The following is a 23,993-nucleotide window of genomic DNA, read 5'->3' as shown; positions in this document are numbered from 1 at the left end:
CCCCACTCACCGCGCACCACAAGAGTCCGGCGCACGGAAGCCTTTGTCGTCCGCCTCCCCGCCGCGCGGCGGGGCGGTCCTCGGTGGGCGCGCCCTAGGACGCGTCCTCCTCGCGTGCTCGGCGGGCCGCCTCCGCCGCGGGCGTCCCCGCCCGGCGGCGCTCGACCCACCCCTCGACGTTGCGCTGCCGGGCCCGCGCGACCGCCATGGCGCCCGGCGGGACGTCCTGGATGATCACCGAGCCGGCCGCCGTGTAGGCGCCGTCGCCCACCGTCACCGGGGCGACGATCATGTTGTCGCTGCCGACCCGGACCTGCGAGCCGATCACGCTGCGGTGCTTCTCGACACCGTCGTAGTTCACGAACACCGAGCCCGCGCCGATGTTGGAGCCGTCGCCGATCTCGGCGTCGCCCACGTACGTCAGGTGCGGCACCTTCGTGCCCTCGCCGAGGTCGGCGTTCTTGGTCTCGACATAGGCGCCGACCTTGGCCTTGCGGGCCAGCCGCGTGCCAGGCCGCAGGTACGCGTAGGGGCCGACGGTCGCCTCGGGGCCGATCTCCGCCTCCAGGCACACCGCGTTGATCACGGTCGCGTCCGCGCCCACGCGCGTGTCCGTCAGGGTGCAGCCGGGGCCGACCCGCGCGCCCTCGGCCAGGTGCGTGCGTCCATGGAGTTGTGTTCCCGGGAGGACCTCGGCGTCCGGTTCGGCTGTTACGTCCACGTCGATCCACGTGGTCGCCGGGTCGACGATCGTGACGCCGGCGCGCATGTGCGCTTCGAGGATCCGGTCGTTGAGCTGCCTTCTGGCCTGCGCGAGCTGGACCTTGTCGTTCACGCCCTGGGTCTCCACCCAATCGGCCGCGAGGTGCGCGCCGGCCCGGTGGCCGTCCCCGCGCACGATCGCCACGACGTCGGTGAGGTACTCCTCGCCGTTGGCGTTGTCGGTGGTGACGCGCTTGAGCGCGTCGGCCAGCAGGGCGCCGTCGAAGGCGTACATGCCGACGTTGATCTCGTTGACGGCGCGCTGCTCGTCGGTCGCGTCCTTGTGCTCGACGATCGCCTCGACGCTGCCGTCGGCGGCGCGGACCATCCGTCCGTACCCGGTCGCGTCCGGCATCTCGGTCGTCAGCACGGTCGCCGCGTTCCCCTCGGCCTCGTGCGTCCGGACGAGCGCCGCCAGCGTCTCGCCGCGCAGCAGGGGGTGGTCGCCGTTCGTGACGACGACGGTCCCGTCGAGGGCGCCGGTCTGCTCCAGGGCCATCCGGACGGCGTGCCCCGTCCCGCCCTGGTGCTCCTGGACGACGGGCTCGGCGTCCGGCGCGGCGTGGGAGAGGTGCTCGACGACCTGCTCGCGCCGGTGGCCGACGACGACCACGAGCCGCGCGGGCTCCAGTTCGCGCGCGGCGGCCAGCACATGGCCGAGCATGGTGCGCCCGCACAGCTCGTGCAGCACTTTGGAGGTGCGGGACTTCATCCGGGTGCCCTCGCCCGCGGCGAGAACGACGACGGCGGCCGGGCGGCTCGCAGCGCTCACAAGGAGGCTCCTCGGCATCGCGGACGGGATCGGTCGCGAGCACGCCCACCTGCGCCATCAGGGCATGACAGGTCGCAGCGCACCCGACACGGGCAGGATACCGCCCCTCTCCCGCCTGTCACCCCGCCGCCCGCCCCGGAGGCTCGGCGCGGAGGATTCCCAACAGCTCCGGCGCAAGGATTCGAACCTTGTCTAAGGGCACCAAAAACCCTTGTGCTGCCAATTACACCACGCCGGAAAGTCGCGAGGGAGCCGGAGGAGTGGCGATCCGACCGGCCCACAACCATACTCGGCCGGGCGCCGCCGAGCCCACTCCATTCCACGGAAAGGATCTTGGGCCGCACCGGTCGGCCGATATGGCCGCTTCGGTTTAGAACGCACGGTGTGGGCAACGCCTCATCATGCCACCCGGCGCGGGTGGCGCCCCGGCCCGGGCACGGAGCCGGGGCCGGTGCCGAACTTCCGGCGACCGTCGCGCGTTCGGCCAGGTGAAGGCACCTCTCGCCGCCCTGCCGCGAGGGTCCGGCGGTCGTCTGGGTAGCAAGAGAGTTTTGTGGCCTGTGAGGCAGTTTCGTACTCAATTTACCAGTCGGCCACTGTGAACCTACGGTTCCGTAGGTTACGTTGACGTAGGTAATGCCGCCTCGAGCCACAGGAAAGTGGTGACGCATGACAACGGCTCCAGCCATGGATCCCCCTCGCCCGCAACGGCGTCCAGAGATCGCGCCCGAACCCAGAGGCAATGCGGAACGCCTGCTCATCGCCGTGTTCACCGGTGTGCCGTTCCTGGCCCTGTTCGCGGTCGTTCCGCTGGCATGGGGGAGTTTCCTCGGCTGGACGGACATCGTGCTCATGGCGGTGTTCTACGTGCTGTCCGCCGGGGGGATCACGGTCGGGTACCACCGGTACTTCACCCACGGGTCCTTCAAGGCGAAGCGCGGCCTGCGGATCTTCCTGGCCGTGGCCGGGAGCCTGGCCATGGAGGGGCCCGTCATCACGTGGGTCGCCGACCACCGGCGCCACCACAAGCACTCCGACAAGGAGATGGACCCCCACTCGCCGTGGCGGTTCGGCAACGACTGGAAGGCGCTGGCCAAGGGGCTGGCCTGGGCGCACTACGGCTGGCTGTTCGACGGCGCCCGCACGTCCAAGGAGCGGTTCGCCAAGGACCTGCTGAACGACCGCGACATCAGGCGCATCCACCTGGCGTTCCCCGGGCTGGTGGCGGTGTCGCTGGCGCTGCCGGCGGTCATCGGGGGCCTGGTGACGATGTCGTGGGCCGGCTTCCTGACCGCGCTCTTCTGGGCGGGGTTCGTGCGGATCACCCTCGTCCACCACGTCACCTGGTCGATCAACTCCATCTGCCACACGTTCGGCAAGGAGGAGTTCGAGGTCCGCGACAAGTCCCGCAACGTGTGGTGGCTGGCGATCCCGTCGCTGGGCGAGTCGTGGCACAACCTGCACCACTCGGACCCGACGTGCGCGCGCCACGGCGTCCTCAAGGGGCAGGTCGACATCAGCGCGCGCATCATCTGGGCGTTCGAGAAGCTGGGCCTCGCGTACGACGTGCGGTGGCCGAACGACGACCGGCTGGCGGCCAGGCGCACCAAGCAGGCGGTTTGACCGCCACAATTGATCCCGTGACAGAACCCGCGCCCAGACCCCGCAGAAAGCGGATGACTGGCAAGGAACGACGTGAGCAGCTGCTCGAGATCGGGCGCTCGCTGTTCGCCGAACGCGGCCTGGACGGCACGTCGGTGGAGGAGATCGCCTCCGCGGCCGGTGTGTCGAAGCCCGTGGTCTACGAGCACTTCGGCGGCAAGGAAGGGCTGTACGCGGTCGTCGTCGACCGCGAGTTCGAGAGCCTGCTGCGGCTCGTCACCGAGTCCCTGAACTCCGCGATCCACTACCGGGGCAAGCTGGAGAAGGCCGCGCTGGCGCTGCTGCAGTACATCGAGGAGCATCCGGACGGCTTCCGCATCCTGGTCCGGGACTCCCACGGCGGCACGGGCACCGGCAGCTACGCGAGCCTGCTGAGCGAGATCGCCGGGGAGGTCGAGTACGTCCTCGCCCAGGAGTTCGACCGCCGCGACTACGACGACAAGTTCGCGCCCATGTACGCCCAGATGCTGGTCGGCATGGTGGCGATGACGGGCCAGTGGTGGCTGGACGTCCGCAAGCCGCGCCGCGAGGACGTGGCGGCGCACGTGGTGAACCTGGCCTGGAACGGCCTGTCCGGGCTGGAGCCGAGGCCGTCGCTGGATCCGCGCCGCCGCCGCAAGGAGCTGGAGCGCCGGAAGCAGCGCGCGGAGAAGGCCGCCGCGCGGGCGGAGAAGGCCGAGGGGAGGGCCGCGGCGAAGGCCGAGAAGGCGCACCGCCGGGGCCGCCGCGACCTGGACGGGCTCGCCGACCCGCTGACCTGACGGCCGGAGGGACGTGACAACCGGTGGCCGCCCGGAGTTCGTCCGGGTGGCCACCGGCCAGGGGTCGCCGGCTCGGGTCGCGAGGCCGGGATCTCGCCGGACGCCGCCCGCCCGTCCGAGCTGGCACACCGCAGGGGAACGAGTAGCTTCCCTCGGTGGACGGGCGGCATCCCGTCTATGGGGTTGTGGGAGCGGCGGTCCGCCTCCCGGCCGTGGCCGCGGGATGCGTCGCTCTCGCGGGTGCCGAGGGCTTCGCCGGGGACCCGGCTGAGACAGGGTCCCGTACTGCGGCTGTTTTTCTCGACATCAAGAGAGAGCATGCCCCACCCATATCTTGATGTCAAGAATTCGATCGGCCTAGGACCATTGCCGGATGCCGCGCCGCCGGGGGCGTCCCTATCGTCGTGGCATGGAACTCAGTGGAGGCGGGTGGGCGCTGGTCCTCGGGCCCGGCGGACCGGTCGGGACGGCGTGGCTGACGGGCCTCGCCGCGGGGCTGCGGCGGGCGGGCGTGGAGCCGGCGGCGGCGGACCTGATCGTGGGCACGTCGGCGGGCGCGATCGCGGGCGCGATGATCGCCACGGGACGGGAGCTGGCCGCGGTGGCGGAGCTGCCGCCCTCGGACGAGCGGCGCCCGCCGGTGGACGGGTCGGTGATGGCCGGGGTGGTCGAGATCGGGAGCACCGCCGAACTGGACCCGGACGAGGCCAGGCGGCGGATCGGGCGGCTGGCGCTGGAGGCGGAGGCGCTGCCGGAGGAGCGGCACAGGGCGAGCATGGAGTTCCTCGTGGGGACCGACGAGTGGCCCGGCCGGCGGCTCCTCGTCACCGCCGTGGACGTGGAGTCGGGCAAGCCGGTCGTGTGGGACGCGGCGAGCGGCGTCCCGCTGACCGCGGCGGTGGCGGCGAGCAGCGCCGCCCCGGGCTACGCCGAGCCCGTGACGATCAACGGCCGGCGCTACATGGACGGCGCGTTCGGCGGCGGCTCCAACGCGGGCCTGGCGCGGGGCGCCGGTGCGGTGGTGCTGGTCGAGCCGCTCCCCCAGGTGTTCGGCGACGCGGCGGCGGACGTCCGGATCGTCCCGGACGAGGGGGCGCGGGAGGCGTTCGGGGAGAACGTCGGCGACCTGGCGCGCTGGACGCCCGCCTACCGGGAGGGATTCCGGCAGGCGGCGGCCGCCGCGGAGCGGATCGGACCCGTCGCCGGGGCCCCGGGCGGGTGACGAGCCGGGGGCGCGGCCATGTTTCTCGATATCAAGACAGGTAGGGTGTCGGCATGCAGGATGAGGTCGACCGTCTGGTCGAGGCGTGGAACACCGAGCGTCCGGATCTGGACGTCCGGCCGCTGCAGGTCCTCAGCCGCGTCTCCCGGCTGGCCAGGCACCTGGACCGGGCCCGGCGCGCCGTGTTCGCGGACCACGACCTGGAGTCGTGGGAGTTCGACGTGCTCACCGCGCTGCGCCGGGCCGGAAGCCCGTACCAGCTGAGCCCCGGCCGGCTGCTGCGGGCGACGCTGGTGACGTCCGGCACCATGACCAACCGCATCGACCGGCTCGCCGCGGCGGGGCTGGTCGAGCGGCATCCCGACCCGCAGGACAAGCGCGGCGTCCTGGTCCGGCTCACCGACGCGGGCCGGACGCTCGTGGACGCCGCGTTCGCCGACCTGCTGGAGCGGGAGCAGGCGATACTGGACAGCCTCGGCCCGGGCCAGCGCGAGGTCCTCGCCGACCTGCTCCGCACCCTCCTCATCCCGTTCGACCAGACCACCGAGGGCCACTAGCCCCTAGGAAAGGGCGGCCTCCAGCGAGGCGGCGATGCCGCAGAGCCGCTCCTCGCCGCCCGCGGGGCCGATGAGCTGGACGGACGCGGGCAGATGCGAGCCCGGCAGCGGGACCGGCAGCGCGAACGCCGGCAGCCCCGCGACGTTGACCTGGCCGTTCAGCGAGGTGAGCAGCAGGTCGGAATGGTCGTCCTCGTCGGGTTCGGGGGTGACGACGGGCAGCACCGGCAGGGCGATCGCGGCGTGCCGGGCGAGGATCGCGTCGAACTCCGCCCTGATCGCCTCGCGGACGCGGGCGGCCCAGCCGAGGCGCCCGGCTTCGACGACGTCGTGCAGCTGCTGCAGCCGCCGGTGGATCCGCCCGCTCATCTTCGGCGGCTCCGTCACCAGGCGGGCGTTCTGCCGCCACCCCTCCTCGGCGACGTAGAGGCCGTTGGCCGTGGCGGCGTCGTAGTAGTACTCGGACGTCACGTCGGTGACGGGGCCGAGGCGGCGCAACGCGTCGTCGACGGCGGCGTCGATCGCGGGATCGATGTCGAAGCCGGGGGCGCCGAGGCGCAGCCGCGCGATCGTCATGGACGCGTCGTACGGCACGGGCGCGAACCCCGGCTCGATGAGGCTCATCCCGAGGACGACGGCGGCGACGTCGCGTCCCATCGGCCCGACCGTGTCCAGCGTCGGCGACAGCGGGTAGACGCCGTCGAGGGGGACGCGGCCGTTGGTGGTCTTGAGCGCCGCGATGCCGCAGCACGCCGCGGGAATCCGAACGGAGCCCGACGTGTCGGTGCCGAACGCGACGTCGGCCTCCCCGGTCGCGACGGCGACCGCGGAGCCGCTGGACGAGCCGCCCGGGACGCGGGACGGGTCCAGCGGGTTCACCGGCGTCCCCGTCCACGGGTTGACGCCGTCGGCGGCCACGCACAGCTCGTTGAGGTTCGTCTTGCCGACGACGCGGGCGCCCTGGGCGCGGGCCGAGGCGACGACGGGGGCGTCCGCCGCGGCGGGCTCGGCTCGTTCCGCGACGGCCTGGCAGCCCGCGGTGGTGGGCAGCTCCGCGACGTCGATGGCGTCCTTGACGGCGAGGCGGGGGCCGTCCCCCGGCTCGTCCGTCCTGATGATCCAGGTCGTCATCGGGCCAGCCTCCCAGACGTCAGCCGACGTCCTCCGCGAGCATCAGCCACTCCTCCTCGACCTCCGCGGCCTCGGCCTGGATCTCCTTCAGCCGGCCGTCGAGCTCCTGGAGCCTGGTGTAGTCGGTGGCGTGCGCGGCGAGCTGCTCGTGCAGCTCGGTCTCCTGCCGGGCGAGCTTCTCCAGCCGGCGTTCGAGCCGGTCGAGCTCCTTGCGGGCCTTCCAGTCCTGCCCGCCGGCCTTGGGCTTCGCCGGCGCGGGCGCGACCTTCGCCGCGGGGGTGTCCGCCCCGCCGGGACGCGCGGGCTTCGGGGCCGTGCCTGCGGCGCGGCGTTCGAGGTACTCGTCGACGCCGCCGGGCAGCATCGACACGCGGCCGTCGCCGAGCAGCGCCACGACATGGTCGGTGATGCGCTCCAGGAAGTACCGGTCGTGGCTGACGACGATCAGCGTCCCGGGCCAGCCGTCCAGGAGGTCCTCGACCTCGGTGAGCGTCTCGATGTCGAGGTCGTTGGTGGGCTCGTCCATGAGCAGGACGTTGGGTTCGCCCATGAGGAGTCGGAGGATCTGCAGGCGGCGCCGCTCGCCGCCGGACAGGTCGCCGATGGGCGTCCACTGCCGGTCGCCCTGGAAGCCGAGCCGTTCGAGGAGCTGGCTCGCGGTCCACTCGCGCTTGCCGACGGTGATGCGGCGCCGGATCTCCTCGACCGACTCCAGGACACGGCGCTCGGGGTCGAGGTCTTCAAGGTTCTGCGACAGGTGCGCGAGCTGGACGGTCTTGCCCCGCACCACCTTCCCCGACACCGGCGGCACGGACCCGTCGAGCAGCCGCAGCAGGGTGCTCTTGCCGCTGCCGTTGACGCCGACGAGGCCGACGCGGTCTCCCGGGCCGATGCGCCAGGTCATGCGGTCGAAGAGCGTGCGGCGGGCCCCGTGACCGTCCGGGCGGTCCTCCCCCACCGCGACGGTCACGTCCTCCACGTCGTAGACGGTCTTGCCGAGCCGCGCGGTCGCGAACCGGGTCAGCTCCACCGCGTCGCGCGGCGGCGGCTCGTCGGCGATCAGCGCCTGCGCGGCGTCCACCCGGAACTTCGGCTTGGACGTGCGGGCCTGCGGGCCGCGGCGCAGCCACGCCAGTTCCTTGCGCAGCAGGTTCTGCCGCTTGGCCTCGGTGGCGGCGGCGATCCGGGCGCGCTCGGCCTTGGCGAGGACGTAGGCGGAGTAGCCGCCCTCGTAGCGTTCGACGCGGCCGTCGACGACCTCCCACGTCCGCTCGGTGACCTCGTCGAGGAACCAGCGGTCGTGCGTGACGACGAGGAGCGCGACCCCGCGGGCCTTCAGGTGCCGGGCCAGCCAGGCGATGGCCTCGATGTCGAGGTGGTTCGTCGGCTCGTCCAGCAGGAGCAGGTCGGAGTCGGGGACGAGCAGCCGGGCCAGCGCGACGCGGCGGCGCTCCCCGCCGGACATGCCGGCGACCGGCGCGTCCAGGTCGAGGTCGGGGACCAGGCCGGCGAGGACGTCGCGGGCGCGGACGTCCCCCGCCCACTCGTGTTCGGCGCGGTCGCCCAGCACGACGGAGCGGACCGTCGCGCCCTCCGGGAACTCGTCCCGCTGGGACAGGAGGCCGAGCCGCAGCCCCCGCGCGTGGGTGACGCGCCCGGCGTCGGGTTCGGTCTCCCGCGCGACGACGGACACCAGGGTGCTCTTGCCGCCGCCGTTGCGGCCGACGACCCCGACGCGGTCTCCCTCGTCGAGGCCGAGCGACACGGCGTCGAGCAGCGGCTTCGGCCCGTAGGACTTGGCGACGTTCTCAAGATTGATCAGATTCACGGCGCCATCAGTCTATTTGGCTCCGGCGAGCCGATCGTGCCGGCGGTCAAGGCCCGTACGGCCCCTGCGGGCCGGGGCCCGGCGGCCCGTACCCGGGCGGTACCGATCCGGGCGGTGGGCCCTGCCGCCCGCTCCGCGAGGACGCGACCACGATGACGACCACCACGGCCGCGACGACGAGGAGGACGAGCAGGAGGACGACCAGCAGCAGCGCGAACGACATCACGACGCCTCGCTCTCGCCGCGCATCCCGAGCGGGGCCTGCGGGGGGCGGGCGGCGGTCGAACCGGGAGCGTTGCGGCGGAGGGCGCGGTCGCGGCGTACGGCCAGCAGGAGCAGCGTCGCCATCATCGCGATCGCCACGAGGCCGAGCAGCCCGGACAGGTACGTCATCGGCTCACCTCGTCTGAGGGAATCGGTGTCATGGGTACAAGACGCTCGCCGCCGGTCCGAAGTTCGCTTGTGTGACGATCGCAGCTAGCGCGGGTCACACCAGCGTCGCTCCGGGGACGGGCCCGGACGCCCGGAGCACCTGCGCGGCGACGCCCGCGCCGTCCAGGCCGTCCGCGATTCCGGCCGCGTCCTCCTCGGTCTCGGCGAGGAACGCGCAGGTGGGGCCGGACCCGGAGACCAGCGCGCCGACCGCGCCGAAGTCGCGGCCCGCGTCCAGCACCCGCTCCAGGGACGGCCGCAGGGACAGGGCCGCCTCCTGCAGGTCGTTGGTCAGCGCGGCGCCGAGGGCCTTGGCGTCGCCGGTGGCGAGCGCGGTCATCAGCTCCTCCGAGACACTCGGCCTGGGCGCGGGTTCGCCCCGCGTCTCGCGGAGCCGGTCGCATTCGGCGTAGACGGCGGGGGTGGACAGCCCGCCGTCCGCGGTCGCGAACACCCAGTGGAAGGTTCCGCGGGTGAGGGCGGAGGTGAGCTGCTCACCGCGTCCGACACCGACGGCGGTGCCGCCGAGGACGGCGAACGGCACGTCGCTCCCGATCTCCGCGCCCATCTCCATGAGGTCCTCGCGGGTGAGGACGGGGTCGTCGCGGTCGTCCCACAGCCGGGCGCACGCGACGAGCGCGGCGGCGGCGTCGGCGCTGCCGCCCGCCATGCCGCCCGCGACGGGGATGGCCTTGCGGATCCGGAGCGACACCCGCGGCTCGACGCCCAGCCGGGCGGCGACGAGCCCGGCGGCCCGGGCGGCGAGGTTGTCCCCGTCGGCGGGAACGCCCCCGACGGCCACCCGCGAGTACGGCGCGGCCTGGACGCTCACCTCCAGGCGCGCGGCGTCCGCCGCGGTGACCTCGTCGAACAGGGACACCGCGTGGAACACGTTGACGAGGTCGTGGTAGCCGTCCTCGCGGAGCGGACCCACGCCGAGCTGGAGGTTGACCTTGGCCGGGACGCGTACCGTCACTGCGTTCACGCCGAAACCCTACGGCCTAAACAGCTTTTCCGGGGGGTCTGGGGGGTCGTCCCCCCAGAAGGGCACGGGCTCTTCCGGGGGGTTTGGGGGGTCGTCCCCCCAGAAGGGCACGGGCTTTTCCGGGGGCGCGGCTTCGCGTTGATCAGCCGCCGCTGGTCACCGGGAGGTTGCGGGGGTTGAAGTACGGGGTCGTGGCGAGTTCGCGGAGCGCCGACAGGGCGTGCTTGTCGCCGGTCACCGCGAAGGCGCGGCGCCGGTCGCGGGCGTTCCTGGCCCGTTCGTCCGAGTTGAAGTAGACGACGGCCTTGACCTGCGGGTCCTGCAGCGTCTTGGACGCCTCGCGGAGCCATTCGGCACGGCGCTCGCCGTAGGACACCGGGACGCCGAACTCGGCGACCATGATGGGCTTGGGACGGTCCCGGGCCCACTGCATGAACAGCTTCAGGGACTCCGACAGGTCGCGGTAGTCGAAGTCGGAGCCGGGCTGCGCGTCGGCGCAGATCCAGTCCACGTGGTCGTCGCCGGGGTAGAACGCGCCGGCGTCGGCGCCGCCGAACCCGCGGGCGGTCGGGCACCACACCCAGGCGACGTTGTGGACCTGCTCCTGCTCGAAGACCTGCCGCAGGTGCTTCCACGCGGCGACGAAGTCCTGCGGGGAGTGGACCCGCTTCTTGGCCGCCGCCGTGTCCATGTCGCGCGACCAGCGCAGGAAGATCGGCTGGCCCAGCTGCTTGACCGCGCGGGCGCGCCGCTGGATCAGCTCGTCGTACTCGCCCTGCACGATCTTCCTGGTGTCGGCGCCGGCCCAGGTCAGCAGCAGGTAGCGGTTGCCGTCGGCGACGGACTTCTCCAGGGCGCCGGGGAAGTCGGCCGTCCAGCCCCGGTAGCTCTGCACGATGTCGAGCCGCCGCCCGAGTTCGCGTTCGAAGCCGGTGACGGGCGCCATCGCGGACTTGCCGGACGGCGAGGCCGAGGGGGACTCCGAGGGGGACGCGGAGGCTCCGCCGCCGTTCTCCCCCTCGCGGCCCTTCTTCCGCTCGCCGTCGTCGGCCGGCACCCAGGCCCCGAAGTACGCGCCCTCCTTCGGCGGGGTCGGCGCCACGCCCGCCCGCGCCGTCGTCGTGATCGTCGGTGCCGCGCCCGCGCCGCCGCCGCAGCCGGCCGCCACCGTGGCGATCATCGCCGCGGTGGCGAGCAGCGCCGTCCCCACGATCGGCAACTTCGCCCGCGCCGTGCGCGCACGCGCCCTCACCATCGACCTCCGCTCGTACCGACCCCGTGCCCCCGGGACGGATGTTCACCCCGCCGCGCCGAACCGCGCCTAGCGGGCTCCGGGATCAACTCCCCGGACTGAAGGACCATACTCGGCAATGCGGGCGAAGGCGGCCACGTCCAGAGCTTCGCCCCTCGCCCGCGGGTCGACGCCCGCGGCGCGCAGCGCCTCCTCGGCGGCGGGCGCGGACCCGGCCCAGCCCGCGAGCGCCGCGCGCAGCGTCTTGCGGCGCTGCGCGAACGCCGCGTCGACCACCGCGAACACCTGCTCGCGGGTCGCCCCGGTCGGCGGCGGCTCGCGGCGGGTGAACGCGACGAGCCCCGAGTCGACGTTCGGCGCGGGCCAGAACACCGCCCGTCCGACGGCCCCGGCCCGGCGTGCCTCACCGAACCACGCGAGCTTGACCGACGGCACGCCGTAGACCTTGCCGCCGGGCGGCGCGGCCATCCGGTCGGCGACCTCCGCCTGCACCATGACGAGCGCGGACCGCAGCGACGGCAGCGTCGCCAGCAGGTGCAGGACGACCGGCACCGCGACGTTGTAGGGCAGGTTCGCGACGAGCGCCGTGGGCGCCGGCCCCGGCAGGTCCGTGACCTTCATCGCGTCGGCGCGCACGACCTCCAGCCGGTCCGCGACGCCGGGCGCGCGCGCCGCGACCGTGGCGGGCAGTTCGGCGGCCAGCACCGCGTCGATCTCCACCGCGACGACGCGACGGACCTCGGCCACCAGCGCCAGCGTCAGCGAGCCGAGCCCGGGGCCGACCTCGAGGACGACGTCGTCAGCCGCCAGGCCGGCGGACCGGACGATCCGCCGGACGGTGTTGGCGTCGATGACGAAGTTCTGCCCGAGCGTCTTGGTCGGCCTGATGCCGAGCCGTCCGGCCAGCGCCCGCACTTCCGCCGGCCCGAGCAGGCGCGATGTCTCCCCCACGGGACAAGTGTCCCAGCTCAGGAGAACAGAAACTTCCCGCAGTTGGGCCACTGCCCCTGCCAGCGCCCGTTCACCTTGTTGTAGAGCTGCTGCGCGCGGTAGGTCTGCTCGTCCGGGCTGGCGTCGGACGGCCTGCCCGTCCCGCCGACCGACTGCCAGGTCGCCATGGAGAACTGGTAGAGGCCGTAGTACCCGGCCGGGTTCACGGCCTTCGGGTTGCCGCCGGACTCGCACTTGGCCAGCCCGGCCCAGTTCAGCCGGGCCGCCGAGCCGGTCCCCGCCGACTGCGGGCCGACCGCGAGGATCCGCGTGACGGGCTTGCGCTTCACCTTCTGCGCGAGGACCTTCTTGACCTTCCGGGTCCGGCCCTTCTTGTCCTTGCGCGGCACGTACGCCCACTTCACGATCTTGATGCCGGAGCGGCCCTCGCGCAGGACCTTCTCGCTCCACGGCGGCACGGAGTCGCTCTTCTTGCGGATCGTCTTGGCGGGCGTCTTCACGACCGTCAGCTTCGGCTTCGACAGCAGCCGCGCGATCTTCACGAGCTCCCCGGCGGGCTGGTCCGCCGCCGGCTTGACCAGGTCGTACGGGCCGAGCTTGATACCCGCCTCGTCCAGGACCTGCTGGACTGTCGTGCCGGTCGTCATCGCCTCGGTCTGCTTGCCGTCGACCACGATGACGACCTTGTGCGGCGCGGGAGGCGAACTGGCGGCCGGGTCCGCCGCGGCCACGTTGTTCTTGGCCGCCGATCCGTCGCCGCCGCAGGCCGTCGCCAGCAGTGCCACCGCCAGCAGCACGGACGCGGCGGAGGCCGCGGGAGTCCGGCGGGCGGGTTTCGATAGCGGGGGTTTCCAGAGCACGGATTTCCAGAGCACGGGGAGTTCCTCCAGGGGGCGGGCCAGGGGGTGCCCGTTCAACGGCCAGAGACTAGAGCCACCCGCCCCGCCTCCGCCACCTCAACGCCCACACGGGCCTCTGGCGGAACGCTCCGCCGGGGAGGCGCGTCGAAGGGATCATGCTCCGGGTCCGGCTGGTCGCGCTCACCCTGCTCACCGGGGCCGTTGCCGCCCTGCTGTTCTGGCCGGTCGTCATGACCTACACGCTCGTGTACGGCGAGAAGGCGACCGCGTCCGTCGAGCACTGCGAGCGGGGATCGCCCCGGCCGAAGGGGGGACGCCAGCTGACCTGTACCGGCACGTGGCGCACCGAGGGCGGCGGATCCGGCGAGGGCGAGATCTACGGCCTCGGCGACGAGGACGCCGGCACGGACGTCGCCGTGCGGATCGGCCCCATGGGGCCCTACGCAGGCGGCTTCCTCAGAAACGGGTACCTCTTCCTCACGGCGGTACCCCTCCTGTTCATGCCGTTCGTCATGTTCTGGGCGCTGCGGGTCACCCTTGCGTCCGGCCGGAGACTCGCCAAGTCCCTGCTCGCGGACCCCGCCGCCGGGACGGTGCTCATCGTCTCTGGAGACAAGGTGTTCCATGCGGACGGCCTCCCCCACGCCACGCTGGGCCCGCCCGGCCCGCCGCCGCCCGGGCACCGGCCGGTCCAGGTGCCGGGCCGCCGTCGCCGGCTGTTCGAGCGCTCCGGCTTCGACAAGGCGGCCGGAATCAACCGGGACGCGACCGAGTTCCGCGCCCTGACCGGCCCGCGCGGGCACACGCTCGCGGTCGTCGAGTACCGCTCGGCCGAGGACCTCGAACCGGAGGACGCGCTGCTGGATCCGTCCGGAGCTCCGCTGGCGCTGATCCGCAGGCTCGCCCCCGCCCCGCGCGCCTACGAGGTCCTCGACCCGGGCGGGGCGCCCATCGGCTCCGCCGCCGCCATCGGCGGCAAGTTCTCCAGCAGCCTGCGGCTGACGGACGCGCAGGGCGTCACGGCCGCGACCATCGCGCACACCGGGCGGCGGTGCGTGATCCGCGTGGAGAACACGGCGCGGCCGCTGCTCCGCGACGTCGCGATCGTCATCGCCTTCGCGACGTTCCGCACCACGGACTGACCGCCCGCGCCGGTCACCAGGGGCCGAAGACGCGTTCACCGTTCGCGGCGATCGCGGTGCACAGCTCGGCGACGTCCACGCCCTTGATCTCCGCCATCGCGCGGACCGTGTACGGGATCAGGTACGAGGCGTTCGGCTTCCCCCGGTGCGGGATCGGCGTCAGGAACGGCGCGTCGGTCTCCACGAGCAGCAGGTCGAGCGGCGCCGCCCGCAGGGCCTCGCGGAGCGGCTCGGCGTTCTTGAACGTGACGTTCCCGGCGAAGCTCATCACGTAGCCGCGCTCGGCGCAGATCTCCGCCATCCGGGCGTCGCCGGAGAAGCAGTGGAAGACGACGTTCTCCGGCGGGCCCGCCTCGTCCAGGACGGCGAGGACGTCGTCGTGGGCGTCCCGGTCGTGGATGACGAGCGCCTTGCCGGTGCGCTTGGCGATCTCGATGTGGGCGCGGAACGAGCGGTGCTGGTCGGCCTTCGGCGCCCAGTCGCGGTAGTAGTCCAGGCCGGTCTCGCCGATCGCGCGGACCTTCGGGCCGGCGGCGAGCCGCTCGACGTCGTCGAGGACGGCGTCCTCGACCCCGGTCGTCTCGTTCGGGTGGATCGCCACCGCCGCGTACACGTCGTCGAACTCGGCGGCGGCCTCCACCGCGAAGCGCGAGGACGGCAGGTCGCAGCCGATCGTGACGATGCGGGTGACGCCCGCCGCCCGCGCCGACCTGAGCTGCTCCTGCACCGGCGTGTCGACGATGTCGAGGTGGCAGTGGCTGTCGAACACGTCCACCGGGAGGCGCTCGGGAAGCGGGGGGAACGAGCGCGAGGACTGGCCGTCGCCGTCCCCGCTCACGGGCTCTCCAGCCGGGCGAGCTCCTCGTCGACGACCGACACGTCCAGCTTCTTGAACAGCGGGGTCGGCTTGGTCAGCGGGACGCCCGGCTTGACCGGCACGGACTCCCAGCGCGCTTCGGTCGCGTAGTCGCCGGTCAGGACGCGGTAGTCCGGCCCGCCCTCCTCGGAGACCGTCTTCAGCTCCGGCATGCCGCTCCACACGCCCTCGCCGCCGAGCATCTCGTACACCTGCTGCGAGGAGTACGGCAGGAACGGCGTCAGCAGCGACTTGGCGTCGTCCACGACCTGCAGCGCGGTGTGCAGGATCGACTGGACGCGGGCCGGGTCGTCCTTCAGCTTCCACGGCGCCTGGTCGGACAGGTAGCGGTTGGCGTCGCGGACGACGTCCAGCGCCTCGGTGATCGCGTTCTTGAACCGGGACCGCTCCAGCTCGGCGCCCACGGCCGCGAACGCGTTGCGGCTGCGCTCCATCAGCGCGCGGTCGGCGTCGGTGAGGTCGCCCGGCTCCGGGATCGCGCCGAAGTTCTTCGCCGCCATGTTCACCGACCGGTTGACCAGGTTGCCCCACGCGGCGACGAGCTCGTCGTTGTTGCGGCGGACGAACTCCGACCAGGTGAAGTCGGTGTCCTGGTTCTCCGGCCCGGCGACGGCGACGTAGTAGCGCAGCGCGTCCACGTCGTAGCGGGCCAGGAAGTCCTGCACGTAGATGACGACCTGGCGGGACGAGGAGAACTTCTTGCCCTCCATCGTCAGGAACTCCGACGACACGACCTCCGTCGGGAGGTTCAGCTCGCCGAGCGAGCCCGGCTTGCCGCCCCGGTCGCCCTTGCCGCTGTAGCCGAGCAGCATCGCCGGCCAGATCTCGGCGTGGAAGACGATGTTGTCCTTGCCCATGAAGTAGTAGGACAGGGCGTCCGGGTCCTGCCACCAGGCGCGCCACGCCTCCGGGTCGCCGGAGCGGCGGGCCCACTCGACGGAGGCGGAGAAGTAGCCGACGACCGCGTCGAACCACACGTACAGCTTCTTGGCCGGGTTGTCCCGCCAGCCGTCCAGCGGGATCGGGACGCCCCAGTCGAGGTCGCGGCTGATCGCGCGGGGCTGCAGGTCGTCCAGCAGGTTCAGCGCGAACTTCAGCACGTTCGGCCGCCACGCCAGCGCGCCGCCCTGCTTGCCGCGCAGGTACCGGCCGAGGACCTCGGTGAACGCGGGCAGGTCGAGCATGAAGTGCTCGGTCTCGACGAACTTCGGCTTCTCCCCGTTGATCCGCGACACCGGGTTGATCAGGTCGACGGGGTCGAGCTGGTTGCCGCAGTTGTCGCACTGGTCGCCGCGCGCGCCGTCGTACCCGCAGATCGGGCAGGTGCCCTCGATGTAGCGGTCGGGCAGCGTGCGGCCGGTGGACGGCGAGATCGCGCCCATCGTCTTCTGCGGGAAGATGTAGCCGTTGTCGTACAGGCCCTTGAAGATCTCCTGGACGACGGCGTAGTGGTTCAGCGTGGTGGTCCTGGTGAACAGGTCGTAGGACATGCCGAGGCCGTGCAGGTCCTCGGCGATGACGCCGTTGTAGCGGTCGGCGAGCTCGCGGGCCGACACGCCCTCCTTGTCGGCCTGCACCTGGATCGGCGTGCCGTGCTCGTCGGTGCCGCTGACCATCAGGACCTTGCTGCCCGCCATTCGCTGGTAGCGCGCGAACATGTCGGCGGGCAGCGCGAAACCGGAGACGTGCCCGATGTGACGGGGCCCGTTGGCGTACGGCCATGCGGGCGCGGTCAAGATGTGACGGCTTGACGAGGACATGGGATCAGGGTAGTCGCGTCGCGGGGGGCGATGTGCGCGAGTAGCCTGGTCCGGCGTCCGGCGGGCGGTCCGCCCTTCCATCAACCGCAGGCTCCTTAGAAGGCAGAAGCGAGGCATGGCCCACACCCAGGCCGACCAGCAGGCCGACCGGCAGGCCGGCGAGCAGGATGCGGGAACGACGAGGGACGCCGGCCCGGACGGGCGGCGCCGGTCCCCGGCCGCGCGGGCGGCCGCGCGGCTGCGGCGGACGCGGCGGGTGGTGTGGCTGTCCCTGCTGGTGTCGGTGTCCGCGATAGCCGTGCAGTGGGTGCTGCTGACGCCGCCGCTGTACTTCGACCCGTACTACGTGTGGCTCGCCGCGGGCTCCTGGCCCGACATCCCGCTCACGAGGTGGCCGTTCAACGAGGTCCCGCACCAGGTGACCCGGCTCGGCCTGGTGCTGCCCGCGCGGCTCGCGCAGGAGGTCCTCGGGCCCGGCGAGGCCGCCTACTTCGTCGTCGCGGCGCTCGGCGGCTGCGCGTTCTTCACCGGGACGTACCTGGTCGTCCGATCGCTGTTCGGGGACATCGCGGGGGTCGCGTCGGCGGCGGTCCTGCTCGTCCACCCCTTCTTCACGATGACCAACCCGTTCGGCCACGAGATCACCTGGTCGACCGGGGTGGTGCTGCCGGACATGCCGGGCGCCGGGCTCTTCGCACTCGGGATGGCGGGCCTGGTCGTCGCCAGCCGCCGGACCGGGCGGGCCCAGACCCGGCTGCTGCTGGCCGCCGGGGCGTGCCTCGGCGCGTCGTTCCTCGTCCGGGAGTTCCTGGCGTTCCTGTTCCTCGCCATCCCGGTGTACCTGGCGCTGCTGCGGATCCCGTGGCGCCGCAACGTCACGGTCGGCGCGCCGATGCTCGCGATCCTGGCGGCGAACCTGATCCACAACCAGCTCGTGTGGGGGACGCCCCTCGCCGGGCTCGTCTCGGCCGCCACGCACGGCGGCCAGTCGCGCGACTACGTGACGCGCGAGCTGGCGCTCCGCTCGTTCCCGCGCGCCATGCACGACTGGCACGCGCTCGGCGCCGTCTTCACGGTCGCGCTGGCGCTGACGATCGTCGGCTGGGCCGTCACCCGGGACCGGCGGCTCGCGCTCGTCCTGGTGTGGTTCTTCACCCTCGCCGTGCCGCTGACGCTGTTCTCCGGCGTCCTCGACCCGAACGACATCAAGCTGCGGGCCTGGCTCCAGCGGTACTGGTTCGCGGTGCTGCCCGCGCTCCTGGCGGGCGGGTTCGGGTCGCTGATCCTGATGTTCCGGATGCTGCCGGCCGGGCTGCTCTCCCGGATGCGGCTGCGTTCGCGTGCCGTCCGCCGGGGCGTCGTCCTCGTGGTGGCGGTCGCACTGGGCGGGACGTACGCGGTCGCCGCCGTCGGCGCCGTCCCCGACCTGCCGCGCGACAAGGCGTGGCACGAGCTGCGCGGCTACCTCGCGGAGCACCGCGAGATCACGCTGATCTGCGCCGACCGGCGGCTCGCGCAGACCCTGACCTTCTACACGCGGGACATGCGGGGCGAGCCGGTGTGGCGCGGCGAGATCCGCGACTTCCCGCACTACCTGCCGAAGGTGCCGCTGAACGCGCGGGAGGGGCCGATGCTGTACACGCGCTGGCGGGGCATGGAGTCGCAGATCGCGTCCGGCTGGCGGCCGTCCGACCACGGCTGGACGCTCAGGTGGCGCTCCTCCGACGGGATCCTCGAAATCTGGAACCCGCCGCCCGCGTCCGCAGACCCGGCCTGACGGCTAGCGGGACCAGGCGGCCCAGTCGCCGGTGTCGGTGCGGCGGCTGTCGACGACGTGCCAGCCGGGCGGGGCGCCGTGCGGCCAGGACGCGGTGGCGGGGACGTTGTCCGGCCACGCCAGGACGATGAGGTCCGCGTTCTGCGGCGGCGGCGTCCAGCGGGCGTCGAAGACGCTCCCCTCGCTCCACCACGCCCAGTAGTAGTGCGAGAGCCGGGTCGTCCACGGGACGTTCCAGTCGACGGCTATGGAGCGGTGGTCGCGCAGGTCGGCGCTTCCCCTGAGGTCGGTCTGCGCGATCGCCTCGCGCACCAGCGGGCGGGCGATGCGGTCGGTGGCGGTGACGCTCATGCCGATCCCGACGACGGCGAGGACGGCCGCGAGCACCGGCGGGCCGTGGCGCCGCGGCCGGGCGAACACCACCGCCGCGAAGAGGACGGCGAGCCCGGCGAGGGTGGCGCGCCACAGGTGGAACTCGGCCCAGTCCCAGGTGAGGAACGCCGTCTCGGGGAAGTCGTAGGCCGTGTAGGTGTACAGGCTGAGCAGGTCGCCCGCGTACCACTGGACGACGCACGCGGCGGCGAGGGTCAGCCCGGCCGCCGCGGCCGCCGCCCGCAGCAGCGCCCGCTGCGCCGCGCGCAGCAGGACCGCGACCCCCACGGCGAACAGCACGGGCGTGACGCAGGCGAGGTAGCGGCCGTAGACGTAGTTGCCGATGCGGTACTCGACCGGCAGCGCGGCCGAGGTGGCGAACGCGATGCCCGCCACGACCGCGAGGACGGCGAGGGCCAGCGCCCGTGTCCGCCCGGAGGTGCCGGGCACGGCGGACGCGGCGGCGGGCCGGATCGCGGCGAACGCGACGGCGACCAGGCCGACCGCCGCCACGCCGCCGGTGGCGACGGCCTGGTACCAGACCTGGCCGGTGCCGAGCGACATCGTCCAGGCCCAGCCGTCCTCGGTGGTGATCCGCCGGACGACGTTGGCGCCGAGGTCGTTGTCCCCGTGCGGGTACATGTGCGGCAGCAGCGACCGGTTCAGCAGCGTCGCGGCGGCCGTCCCCGCGGCGGCGGCGAGCGCCGCGAGGGAGACGCCGGGCCAGCGCCGCCACCGGCAGGCCAGCGCGGCCGCGAGCAGCCCCACGTGCGCGACCAGCAGGATCGCGCCCCGTGAATGGCAGGCGTAGGCGTACGCGACGAGCAGCGAGGCGCCCGTTCCCGCCAGGTGCAGGCGGACGGACGAGCCCCGGTCCGCGGGCGGCGGGGCGTTCAGCCACCTGTGGACGAGCAGCAGCCACCCGACGAGGATCACCGGCAGGATGGCGTCGGTCAGGACGAACTCCGAGTAGAACAGCACGCACGGCAGCACGGCGGTCACGTGCGCGAACACGTACGACCAGCGCCTGCGGACCCCGAGGCGGCGCAGCAGCAGGTAGCCGAGCGGCAGCATCAACGCGCTGACCAGCGCGTTGACCACCAGCGCGCCGCGGTAGACGGCGACCGGGCCGTCGCCGGCCAGGAGCGCGGGCAGGAGCAGCAGCGGGTATCCGCCGCGGTAGACGGTCCCGGACGACATGTCGGCGTCGGGGCCGCCGGTCAGGACCCGGGCGGCGAACAGGTAGCCGGACTCGTCGGGCGTCGCGACCGGCACCGTCTGCTCGGCGCCGAGCCAGAGCCGCACCGCGACCTGCGCCAGCCAGCCGAGGCCGAACAGCAGGGCCCAGCGGCGGCGGCCCGGCCGGGCGGGGGCGGTGCCCGGTGCGGCGGGCGCGGCCGGCGGGGGCGCGACGGCCGGGGACGGGGAATCGGCGCCCGCCGGTATTCGCGTGCTCATCGACGTACGGACCCCCGTGCAACGCTCAGCTACTTCTCGGCTTTCCCGGCGGCCCGTCCCGGCCGCCGTTCAGCTGGGGAGGCTAGGCGTCGTCGTCCTCGGGGACCGCCCTGCGGATGGCGATCTTCGCGCCCGCCGCCTCGTCGCCCTGCTCGGCGGCGCCCGCCTCGTCCTTGGCGACCTGCTGCGCGGCGGCGTCCACGACCCCGGCGGCCTCTTCGGCCGGGTCGGTGAGCGGCGGGTGCTGGCGGCGGCGGATGCCGAGGATGCTGACGAACAGAGACGCGAAGATGGCCTGGAAGCTCATCACCAGCGCGGTCGCGGCGGGGACGACGATGCGCAGCGAGTGCCGCGGGTCCAGCTCGCCGAAGCTGTTGACCCGCCAGTGCAGCAGCGACGCGACGAGACCGGCGAGGCCGGCGACGGCGAGCAGGCCGCCGAGCAGCAGTCCGCGCTCCAGGCTCCACCAGTCGATGATCTTCTGGACGCGGCGGTCGTGCGGCAGGAATCCCTCCTGCATCGCGTACACCTTCGTGAGCAGCGCGAACAGCACCGCCTGGAAGCCGATCACCAGCGCGGCGCCCGCGCCGACGAGGGTGTCGACGTCGAACGCGACCTCCCCGACCGTGACCGGGCCGGTCGACAGCGCGATCCCGGCGACCAGTCCGAGCGTCATGAATACAAGACCGGGGATGAGGAAGAGCCAACGAGGGCTGTAGAGCAGGAGGAAGCGCAGATGACGCCAGCCGTCGCGCCAGGTGTTCAGGTGCGGGGCGCGGGTGCGGCCGTCGGGCGACAGCGTCGTCGGCACCTCGCGGATGTCGTAGCCCTGCAGCGTGGCCTTGACGACCATCTCGCTGGCGAACTCCATGCCGCCGGTCTGCAGCCCGAGCCGCATGATCGAGTCCTTGTTGAAGGCGCGCAGCCCGCAGTGGAAGTCGCCGATCTTGCTGCGGAAGAACAGCCGGCCGACGAAGCTGAGCACCGGGTTGCCGAGGTAGCGGTGCAGCGGCGGCATGGCGCCCTCGGCGATGCCGCCCTTGAAGCGGTTGCCCATGACGAGGTCGGCGCCGTCGCGCAGCTCGTCCAGGAACGGGCCGAGGGTGGTGAAGTCGTAGGAGTCGTCGGCGTCCCCCATGGCGACGTACCGGCCGCGGGCGGCGGCGATCCCGCCCATCAGCGCGTTGCCGTACCCCTTGTCGATCACCGGCACGACGCGCGCCCCGGCTTCGCGGGCGAGCTGCTGGCTGCCGTCGGTGCTGCCGTTGTCGGCGATGACGACCTCGCCGTCGATGCCCTTGTCCTCGAAGAAACCGATCGTCTTGCGGACGCAGGTTTCGACCGTTTCGGCCTCGTTCAGACATGGCATCACTACGGAGAGTTCCACGCGATCTCCTTCGTTACCCCTGGTGACCGTCTGCGGCGGTGTTTTCCACTAATCTCTTTTGTTCCGCGGTGCGGCCCGTCGTCGGTTCATGATGCCTGCCGGGGACGGGTAATGATGGCCGCTCTCGTCAAGAGCACCCGTATCGTGTTGCGCACTTGCAACCGAAAGACCCTCACCGCCACGGTCGCGGGCGGCAGGCTAGGACGTCAAGCATACGGGCACAGCGGCCCGGAAAGGTTGGGTCGGCTGTGACGCGCGCCGATGAACGCAGTGCCACCGGACCGGGGGCCGGACACCACAGGGGAGGTGCGGCAGTGGCGGGCGAACCAGCAGTGGGCACGGCGCTCGGCACGGCGCCGGGCACCGTGCCGGACGGCGCCGTGCCGGACGACGCCGCGCGGGGCGGCGACGACACGGGGGACGGATCCGCGAAGGCCGCCGGCGCGGCCCGCGACACGCCCGGCGGGACGAAAGTCGCCGACAAATCGGGCACCGCAATTTCGGACGAGCCAAAAAGCACAGCACGTACCGGTCTGAAGTCCGGTTCGGGTCGCGCCCGCGGCTTGTGGACGCTCGCGCGCCGCCATCCGGTGTTCAGTGTGATCATTGCCACAGCGGCACTGCTCCGCGTCGTGGCGATGCTCGGCTACCAGCCGGTGATGTTCTTCAACGACAGTTTCGACTACCTGCACGTCGCCACCGAGCCGTATCCGCACCCTTTGCGCCCGAACGGCTACGCATTCCTGCTCCTGCTGCTCAAGCCGTTCCACAGCTTCGCGCTGGTCGCCGCCGTCCAGCACCTCATGGGCCTGGCCATGGGCGTGATGATCTACGCGCTGCTGCGGCGCAGGTTCGGGCTGCCCGGCTGGGGCGCCGCGCTGGCCGCCGCGCCGGTCCTGCTGGACGCCTACCAGCTCCAGCTCGAGCACCTGGTCCTGTCGGACACGATGTTCACCTTCCTGGTGATGAGCGCGGTCACGCTGCTGCTGTGGCACGACCGCCCCACCTGGAAGATCGCGGCCGCGGTCGGGCTGATCGTCGGGCTGTCGTGGCTGACCCGCTCGGTCGGGATGCCGGTGCTCCTCGGCGTGCTGCTGTACATGCTGGTCCGGCGCAGCGGCTGGAAGCTGATGGGCGTCACGCTGGCGGCCTGCATGCTGCCCGTCCTGACCTACATGGGCTGGTACAAGGCGGAGAGCGGCAAGTTCGCCATCACCGAGAGCAACGGGATCTTCCTGTACGCCCGGGTCTACAAGTTCGCCGACTGCCACAAGATGAAGGACCTGCCGGTCCGCGAGTACCCGCTGTGCACGTTGCCGGCGAACCGGCTGCCCAACTCGCAGGACGGCATCTGGAACGCCCAGTCGCCGCTGAACCGCTCCCCCGGCATGCGCTTCGGGCCGGACAACAACGCGCTCAGCAACGACTACGCCAAGCGGGCGATCATCTCCCAGCCCGGCGACTACCTGCGGGTGGTCGCGCACGACTTCTTCCGCGTCTTCCGGTGGGAGCGGACGGTCTTCCCCGACCCGGCGACGTACTCCCAGTACGAGTTCCGCAGGACGCCGACCAGGACGCTGCCCGACTGGCAGATGGACGCCAACTCGATCGCGTCCGCCGAGGCGCGGGCGTACGAGCGCGGCGACGCCGAGACCCGCGTGGTCGAGCCGTTCGGCGCCGTCGCCCGCGGCTACCAGGACGTCTTCTACCTGCGCGGGACGATGGTCGGCGGCATCCTGCTCATCGGCCTGGCCGGGCTGGTCCCGCTGTGGCGCCGCTTCGGCGGCCAGGCGGCGCTGCCCTGGACGCTCGCGACCGGGCTGCTGCTGGCGCCGGCGGCCACCGCCGAGTTCGACTACCGGTACGTGCTGCCCGCCGTCCCGCTGGCGGCGCTGGCCGCCGGCATGGCGTTCAGCCCGGAGGTCCGCCGCACGGTCGCCGGTTGGAAACGCGACCGGCGCCGCGCCGCCGTGTCCGATGCCCCCGCGCCACCGGTCCCGGCCGAGCAGGCCGAGACCAAGGTCCCGGAGGTCGCGGCCAAGTAG

20 protein-coding genes and 1 tRNA gene are annotated in these 23,993 nt (G+C 72.7%); 7 read left to right on the top strand and 14 right to left on the bottom strand.

What is annotated here, in order from left to right:
• Nucleotides 1-94: 94 nt before the first annotated feature.
• Both glmU and IEZ03_RS24430 read right to left on the bottom strand, forming a co-directional pair.
• Nucleotides 95-1,534 carry a bifunctional UDP-N-acetylglucosamine diphosphorylase/glucosamine-1-phosphate N-acetyltransferase GlmU gene (gene glmU, locus IEZ03_RS24435; protein WP_268248557.1) on the bottom strand — a complete coding sequence of 480 codons (1,440 nt, stop codon included), beginning with the start codon at nt 1,532-1,534 and terminating at the stop codon, nt 95-97.
• Between the two features lie 166 nt (nt 1,535-1,700).
• Nucleotides 1,701-1,772, bottom strand: a tRNA-Gln gene (locus tag IEZ03_RS24430).
• A 431-nt stretch (nt 1,773-2,203) separates the two neighbouring features.
• On the opposite strand from IEZ03_RS24430, the gene IEZ03_RS24425 reads away from it, so the two are divergent.
• From IEZ03_RS24425 to IEZ03_RS24410, 4 genes are all read left to right on the top strand, one after another.
• Complete coding sequence (locus IEZ03_RS24425; RefSeq protein ID WP_184881112.1) at nt 2,204-3,157, top strand: acyl-CoA desaturase; 954 nt, start codon at nt 2,204-2,206, stop codon at nt 3,155-3,157.
• 53 nt (nt 3,158-3,210) lie between these two features.
• On the top strand, nt 3,211-3,957 hold the full coding sequence (locus IEZ03_RS24420; protein WP_184881110.1) for a TetR/AcrR family transcriptional regulator: 747 nt from the start codon (nt 3,211-3,213) through the stop codon (nt 3,955-3,957).
• Between the two features lie 409 nt (nt 3,958-4,366).
• Nucleotides 4,367-5,179, top strand: a complete 813-nt coding sequence (locus IEZ03_RS24415; RefSeq protein WP_184881108.1) for a patatin-like phospholipase family protein — start codon at nt 4,367-4,369, stop codon at nt 5,177-5,179.
• A gap of 53 nt (nt 5,180-5,232) precedes the next feature.
• A complete protein-coding gene (locus IEZ03_RS24410) occupies nt 5,233-5,736 on the top strand; it encodes a MarR family winged helix-turn-helix transcriptional regulator (RefSeq protein ID WP_184881106.1) in 504 nt (167 codons plus the stop codon).
• Nucleotides 5,737-5,739: 3 nt separating this feature from the next.
• Here IEZ03_RS24410 and IEZ03_RS24405 read toward each other — a convergent pair whose 3' ends face one another.
• The 8 genes from IEZ03_RS24405 to IEZ03_RS24370 form a co-directional block, all read right to left on the bottom strand.
• On the bottom strand, nt 5,740-6,867 hold the full coding sequence (locus IEZ03_RS24405) for an amidase (RefSeq protein ID WP_184881104.1): 1,128 nt from the start codon (nt 6,865-6,867) through the stop codon (nt 5,740-5,742).
• Nucleotides 6,868-6,886: 19 nt separating this feature from the next.
• Complete coding sequence (locus IEZ03_RS24400; RefSeq protein ID WP_184881102.1) at nt 6,887-8,695, bottom strand: ABC-F family ATP-binding cassette domain-containing protein; 1,809 nt, start codon at nt 8,693-8,695, stop codon at nt 6,887-6,889.
• 46 nt (nt 8,696-8,741) lie between these two features.
• Nucleotides 8,742-8,918, bottom strand: coding sequence for a hypothetical protein (locus IEZ03_RS24395; protein ID WP_165966247.1), 177 nt, complete (start codon nt 8,916-8,918; stop codon nt 8,742-8,744).
• On the bottom strand, nt 8,918-9,088 hold the full coding sequence (locus IEZ03_RS24390; protein ID WP_184881100.1) for a hypothetical protein: 171 nt from the start codon (nt 9,086-9,088) through the stop codon (nt 8,918-8,920). The genes IEZ03_RS24395 and IEZ03_RS24390 overlap by 1 nt, the downstream gene beginning before the upstream one ends.
• Before the next feature lie 94 nt (nt 9,089-9,182).
• The gene (locus IEZ03_RS24385; RefSeq protein ID WP_373293677.1) at nt 9,183-10,103 is read right to left on the bottom strand and encodes a 4-(cytidine 5'-diphospho)-2-C-methyl-D-erythritol kinase; all 921 of its coding nucleotides are present in this window, start codon (nt 10,101-10,103) and stop codon (nt 9,183-9,185) included.
• A 151-nt stretch (nt 10,104-10,254) separates the two neighbouring features.
• The gene (locus IEZ03_RS24380; RefSeq protein WP_229808535.1) at nt 10,255-11,367 is read right to left on the bottom strand and encodes a glycoside hydrolase family 26 protein; all 1,113 of its coding nucleotides are present in this window, start codon (nt 11,365-11,367) and stop codon (nt 10,255-10,257) included.
• A 66-nt stretch (nt 11,368-11,433) separates the two neighbouring features.
• The gene (rsmA, locus tag IEZ03_RS24375) at nt 11,434-12,315 is read right to left on the bottom strand and encodes a 16S rRNA (adenine(1518)-N(6)/adenine(1519)-N(6))-dimethyltransferase RsmA (RefSeq protein ID WP_184881096.1); all 882 of its coding nucleotides are present in this window, start codon (nt 12,313-12,315) and stop codon (nt 11,434-11,436) included.
• 17 nt (nt 12,316-12,332) lie between these two features.
• The gene (locus IEZ03_RS24370; protein ID WP_229808534.1) at nt 12,333-13,232 is read right to left on the bottom strand and encodes a resuscitation-promoting factor; all 900 of its coding nucleotides are present in this window, start codon (nt 13,230-13,232) and stop codon (nt 12,333-12,335) included.
• 98 nt (nt 13,233-13,330) lie between these two features.
• Here IEZ03_RS24370 and IEZ03_RS24365 point away from each other — a divergent pair, with 98 nt between their 5' ends.
• Nucleotides 13,331-14,317, top strand: coding sequence for a hypothetical protein (locus tag IEZ03_RS24365; RefSeq protein ID WP_184881094.1), 987 nt, complete (start codon nt 13,331-13,333; stop codon nt 14,315-14,317).
• Between the two features lie 13 nt (nt 14,318-14,330).
• On the opposite strand, the gene IEZ03_RS24360 is transcribed toward IEZ03_RS24365, so the two are convergent.
• Together IEZ03_RS24360 and metG are read right to left on the bottom strand one after the other, a co-directional pair.
• A complete protein-coding gene (locus IEZ03_RS24360; RefSeq protein ID WP_184881092.1) occupies nt 14,331-15,155 on the bottom strand; it encodes a TatD family hydrolase in 825 nt (274 codons plus the stop codon).
• On the bottom strand, nt 15,152-16,954 hold the full coding sequence (metG, locus tag IEZ03_RS24355; RefSeq protein WP_184881090.1) for a methionine--tRNA ligase: 1,803 nt from the start codon (nt 16,952-16,954) through the stop codon (nt 15,152-15,154). Before metG ends, IEZ03_RS24360 begins: the two co-directional genes overlap by 4 nt.
• A gap of 115 nt (nt 16,955-17,069) precedes the next feature.
• Between metG and IEZ03_RS24350 the strand changes: the two genes are divergently transcribed.
• Nucleotides 17,070-18,731 (top strand): ArnT family glycosyltransferase, encoded by a 1,662-nt coding sequence (locus IEZ03_RS24350; protein ID WP_184881088.1) that lies wholly within the window; start codon nt 17,070-17,072, stop codon nt 18,729-18,731.
• A 3-nt stretch (nt 18,732-18,734) separates the two neighbouring features.
• On the opposite strand, the gene IEZ03_RS24345 is transcribed toward IEZ03_RS24350, so the two are convergent.
• Nucleotides 18,735-20,561, bottom strand: a complete 1,827-nt coding sequence (locus IEZ03_RS24345) for a hypothetical protein (RefSeq protein WP_184881086.1) — start codon at nt 20,559-20,561, stop codon at nt 18,735-18,737.
• Between the two features lie 82 nt (nt 20,562-20,643).
• Nucleotides 20,644-21,948 (bottom strand): glycosyltransferase family 2 protein, encoded by a 1,305-nt coding sequence (locus IEZ03_RS24340; protein ID WP_229808533.1) that lies wholly within the window; start codon nt 21,946-21,948, stop codon nt 20,644-20,646.
• 314 nt (nt 21,949-22,262) lie between these two features.
• On the opposite strand from IEZ03_RS24340, the gene IEZ03_RS24335 reads away from it, so the two are divergent.
• Entirely contained in the window at nt 22,263-23,993 is a 1,731-nt protein-coding gene (locus IEZ03_RS24335; RefSeq protein ID WP_229808532.1) for a glycosyltransferase family 39 protein, read from the top strand.

This window comes from Actinomadura livida (assembly GCF_014648675.1).
GTDB lineage: Bacteria > Actinomycetota > Actinomycetes > Streptosporangiales > Streptosporangiaceae > Spirillospora > Spirillospora livida.
Note: the sequence above shows the minus strand (reverse complement) of the source record. Positions and strands in the feature narration are given on the sequence as shown.

Bases quoted from the DNA above. Each gene is read 5' to 3' on its own strand.
- IEZ03_RS24410 (WP_184881106.1), top strand. From the start codon at position 5,233: ATGCAGGATGAGGTCGACCGTCTGGTCGAGGCGTGGAACACCGAGCGT.
- IEZ03_RS24350 (WP_184881088.1), top strand. From the start codon at position 17,070: ATGGCCCACACCCAGGCCGACCAGCAGGCCGACCGGCAGGCCGGCGAG.
- IEZ03_RS24390 (WP_184881100.1), bottom strand. From the start codon at position 9,088: ATGACGTACCTGTCCGGGCTGCTCGGCCTCGTGGCGATCGCGATGATG.
- IEZ03_RS24420 (WP_184881110.1), top strand. From the start codon at position 3,211: ATGACTGGCAAGGAACGACGTGAGCAGCTGCTCGAGATCGGGCGCTCG.
- IEZ03_RS24365 (WP_184881094.1), top strand. From the start codon at position 13,331: ATGCTCCGGGTCCGGCTGGTCGCGCTCACCCTGCTCACCGGGGCCGTT.
- IEZ03_RS24415 (WP_184881108.1), top strand. From the start codon at position 4,367: ATGGAACTCAGTGGAGGCGGGTGGGCGCTGGTCCTCGGGCCCGGCGGA.
- IEZ03_RS24405 (WP_184881104.1), bottom strand. From the start codon at position 6,867: ATGACGACCTGGATCATCAGGACGGACGAGCCGGGGGACGGCCCCCGC.
- IEZ03_RS24380 (WP_229808535.1), bottom strand. From the start codon at position 11,367: ATGGTGAGGGCGCGTGCGCGCACGGCGCGGGCGAAGTTGCCGATCGTG.
- metG (WP_184881090.1), bottom strand. From the start codon at position 16,954: ATGTCCTCGTCAAGCCGTCACATCTTGACCGCGCCCGCATGGCCGTAC.
- IEZ03_RS24395 (WP_165966247.1), bottom strand. From the start codon at position 8,918: ATGTCGTTCGCGCTGCTGCTGGTCGTCCTCCTGCTCGTCCTCCTCGTC.
- IEZ03_RS24345 (WP_184881086.1), bottom strand. From the start codon at position 20,561: ATGAGCACGCGAATACCGGCGGGCGCCGATTCCCCGTCCCCGGCCGTC.
- IEZ03_RS24425 (WP_184881112.1), top strand. From the start codon at position 2,204: ATGACAACGGCTCCAGCCATGGATCCCCCTCGCCCGCAACGGCGTCCA.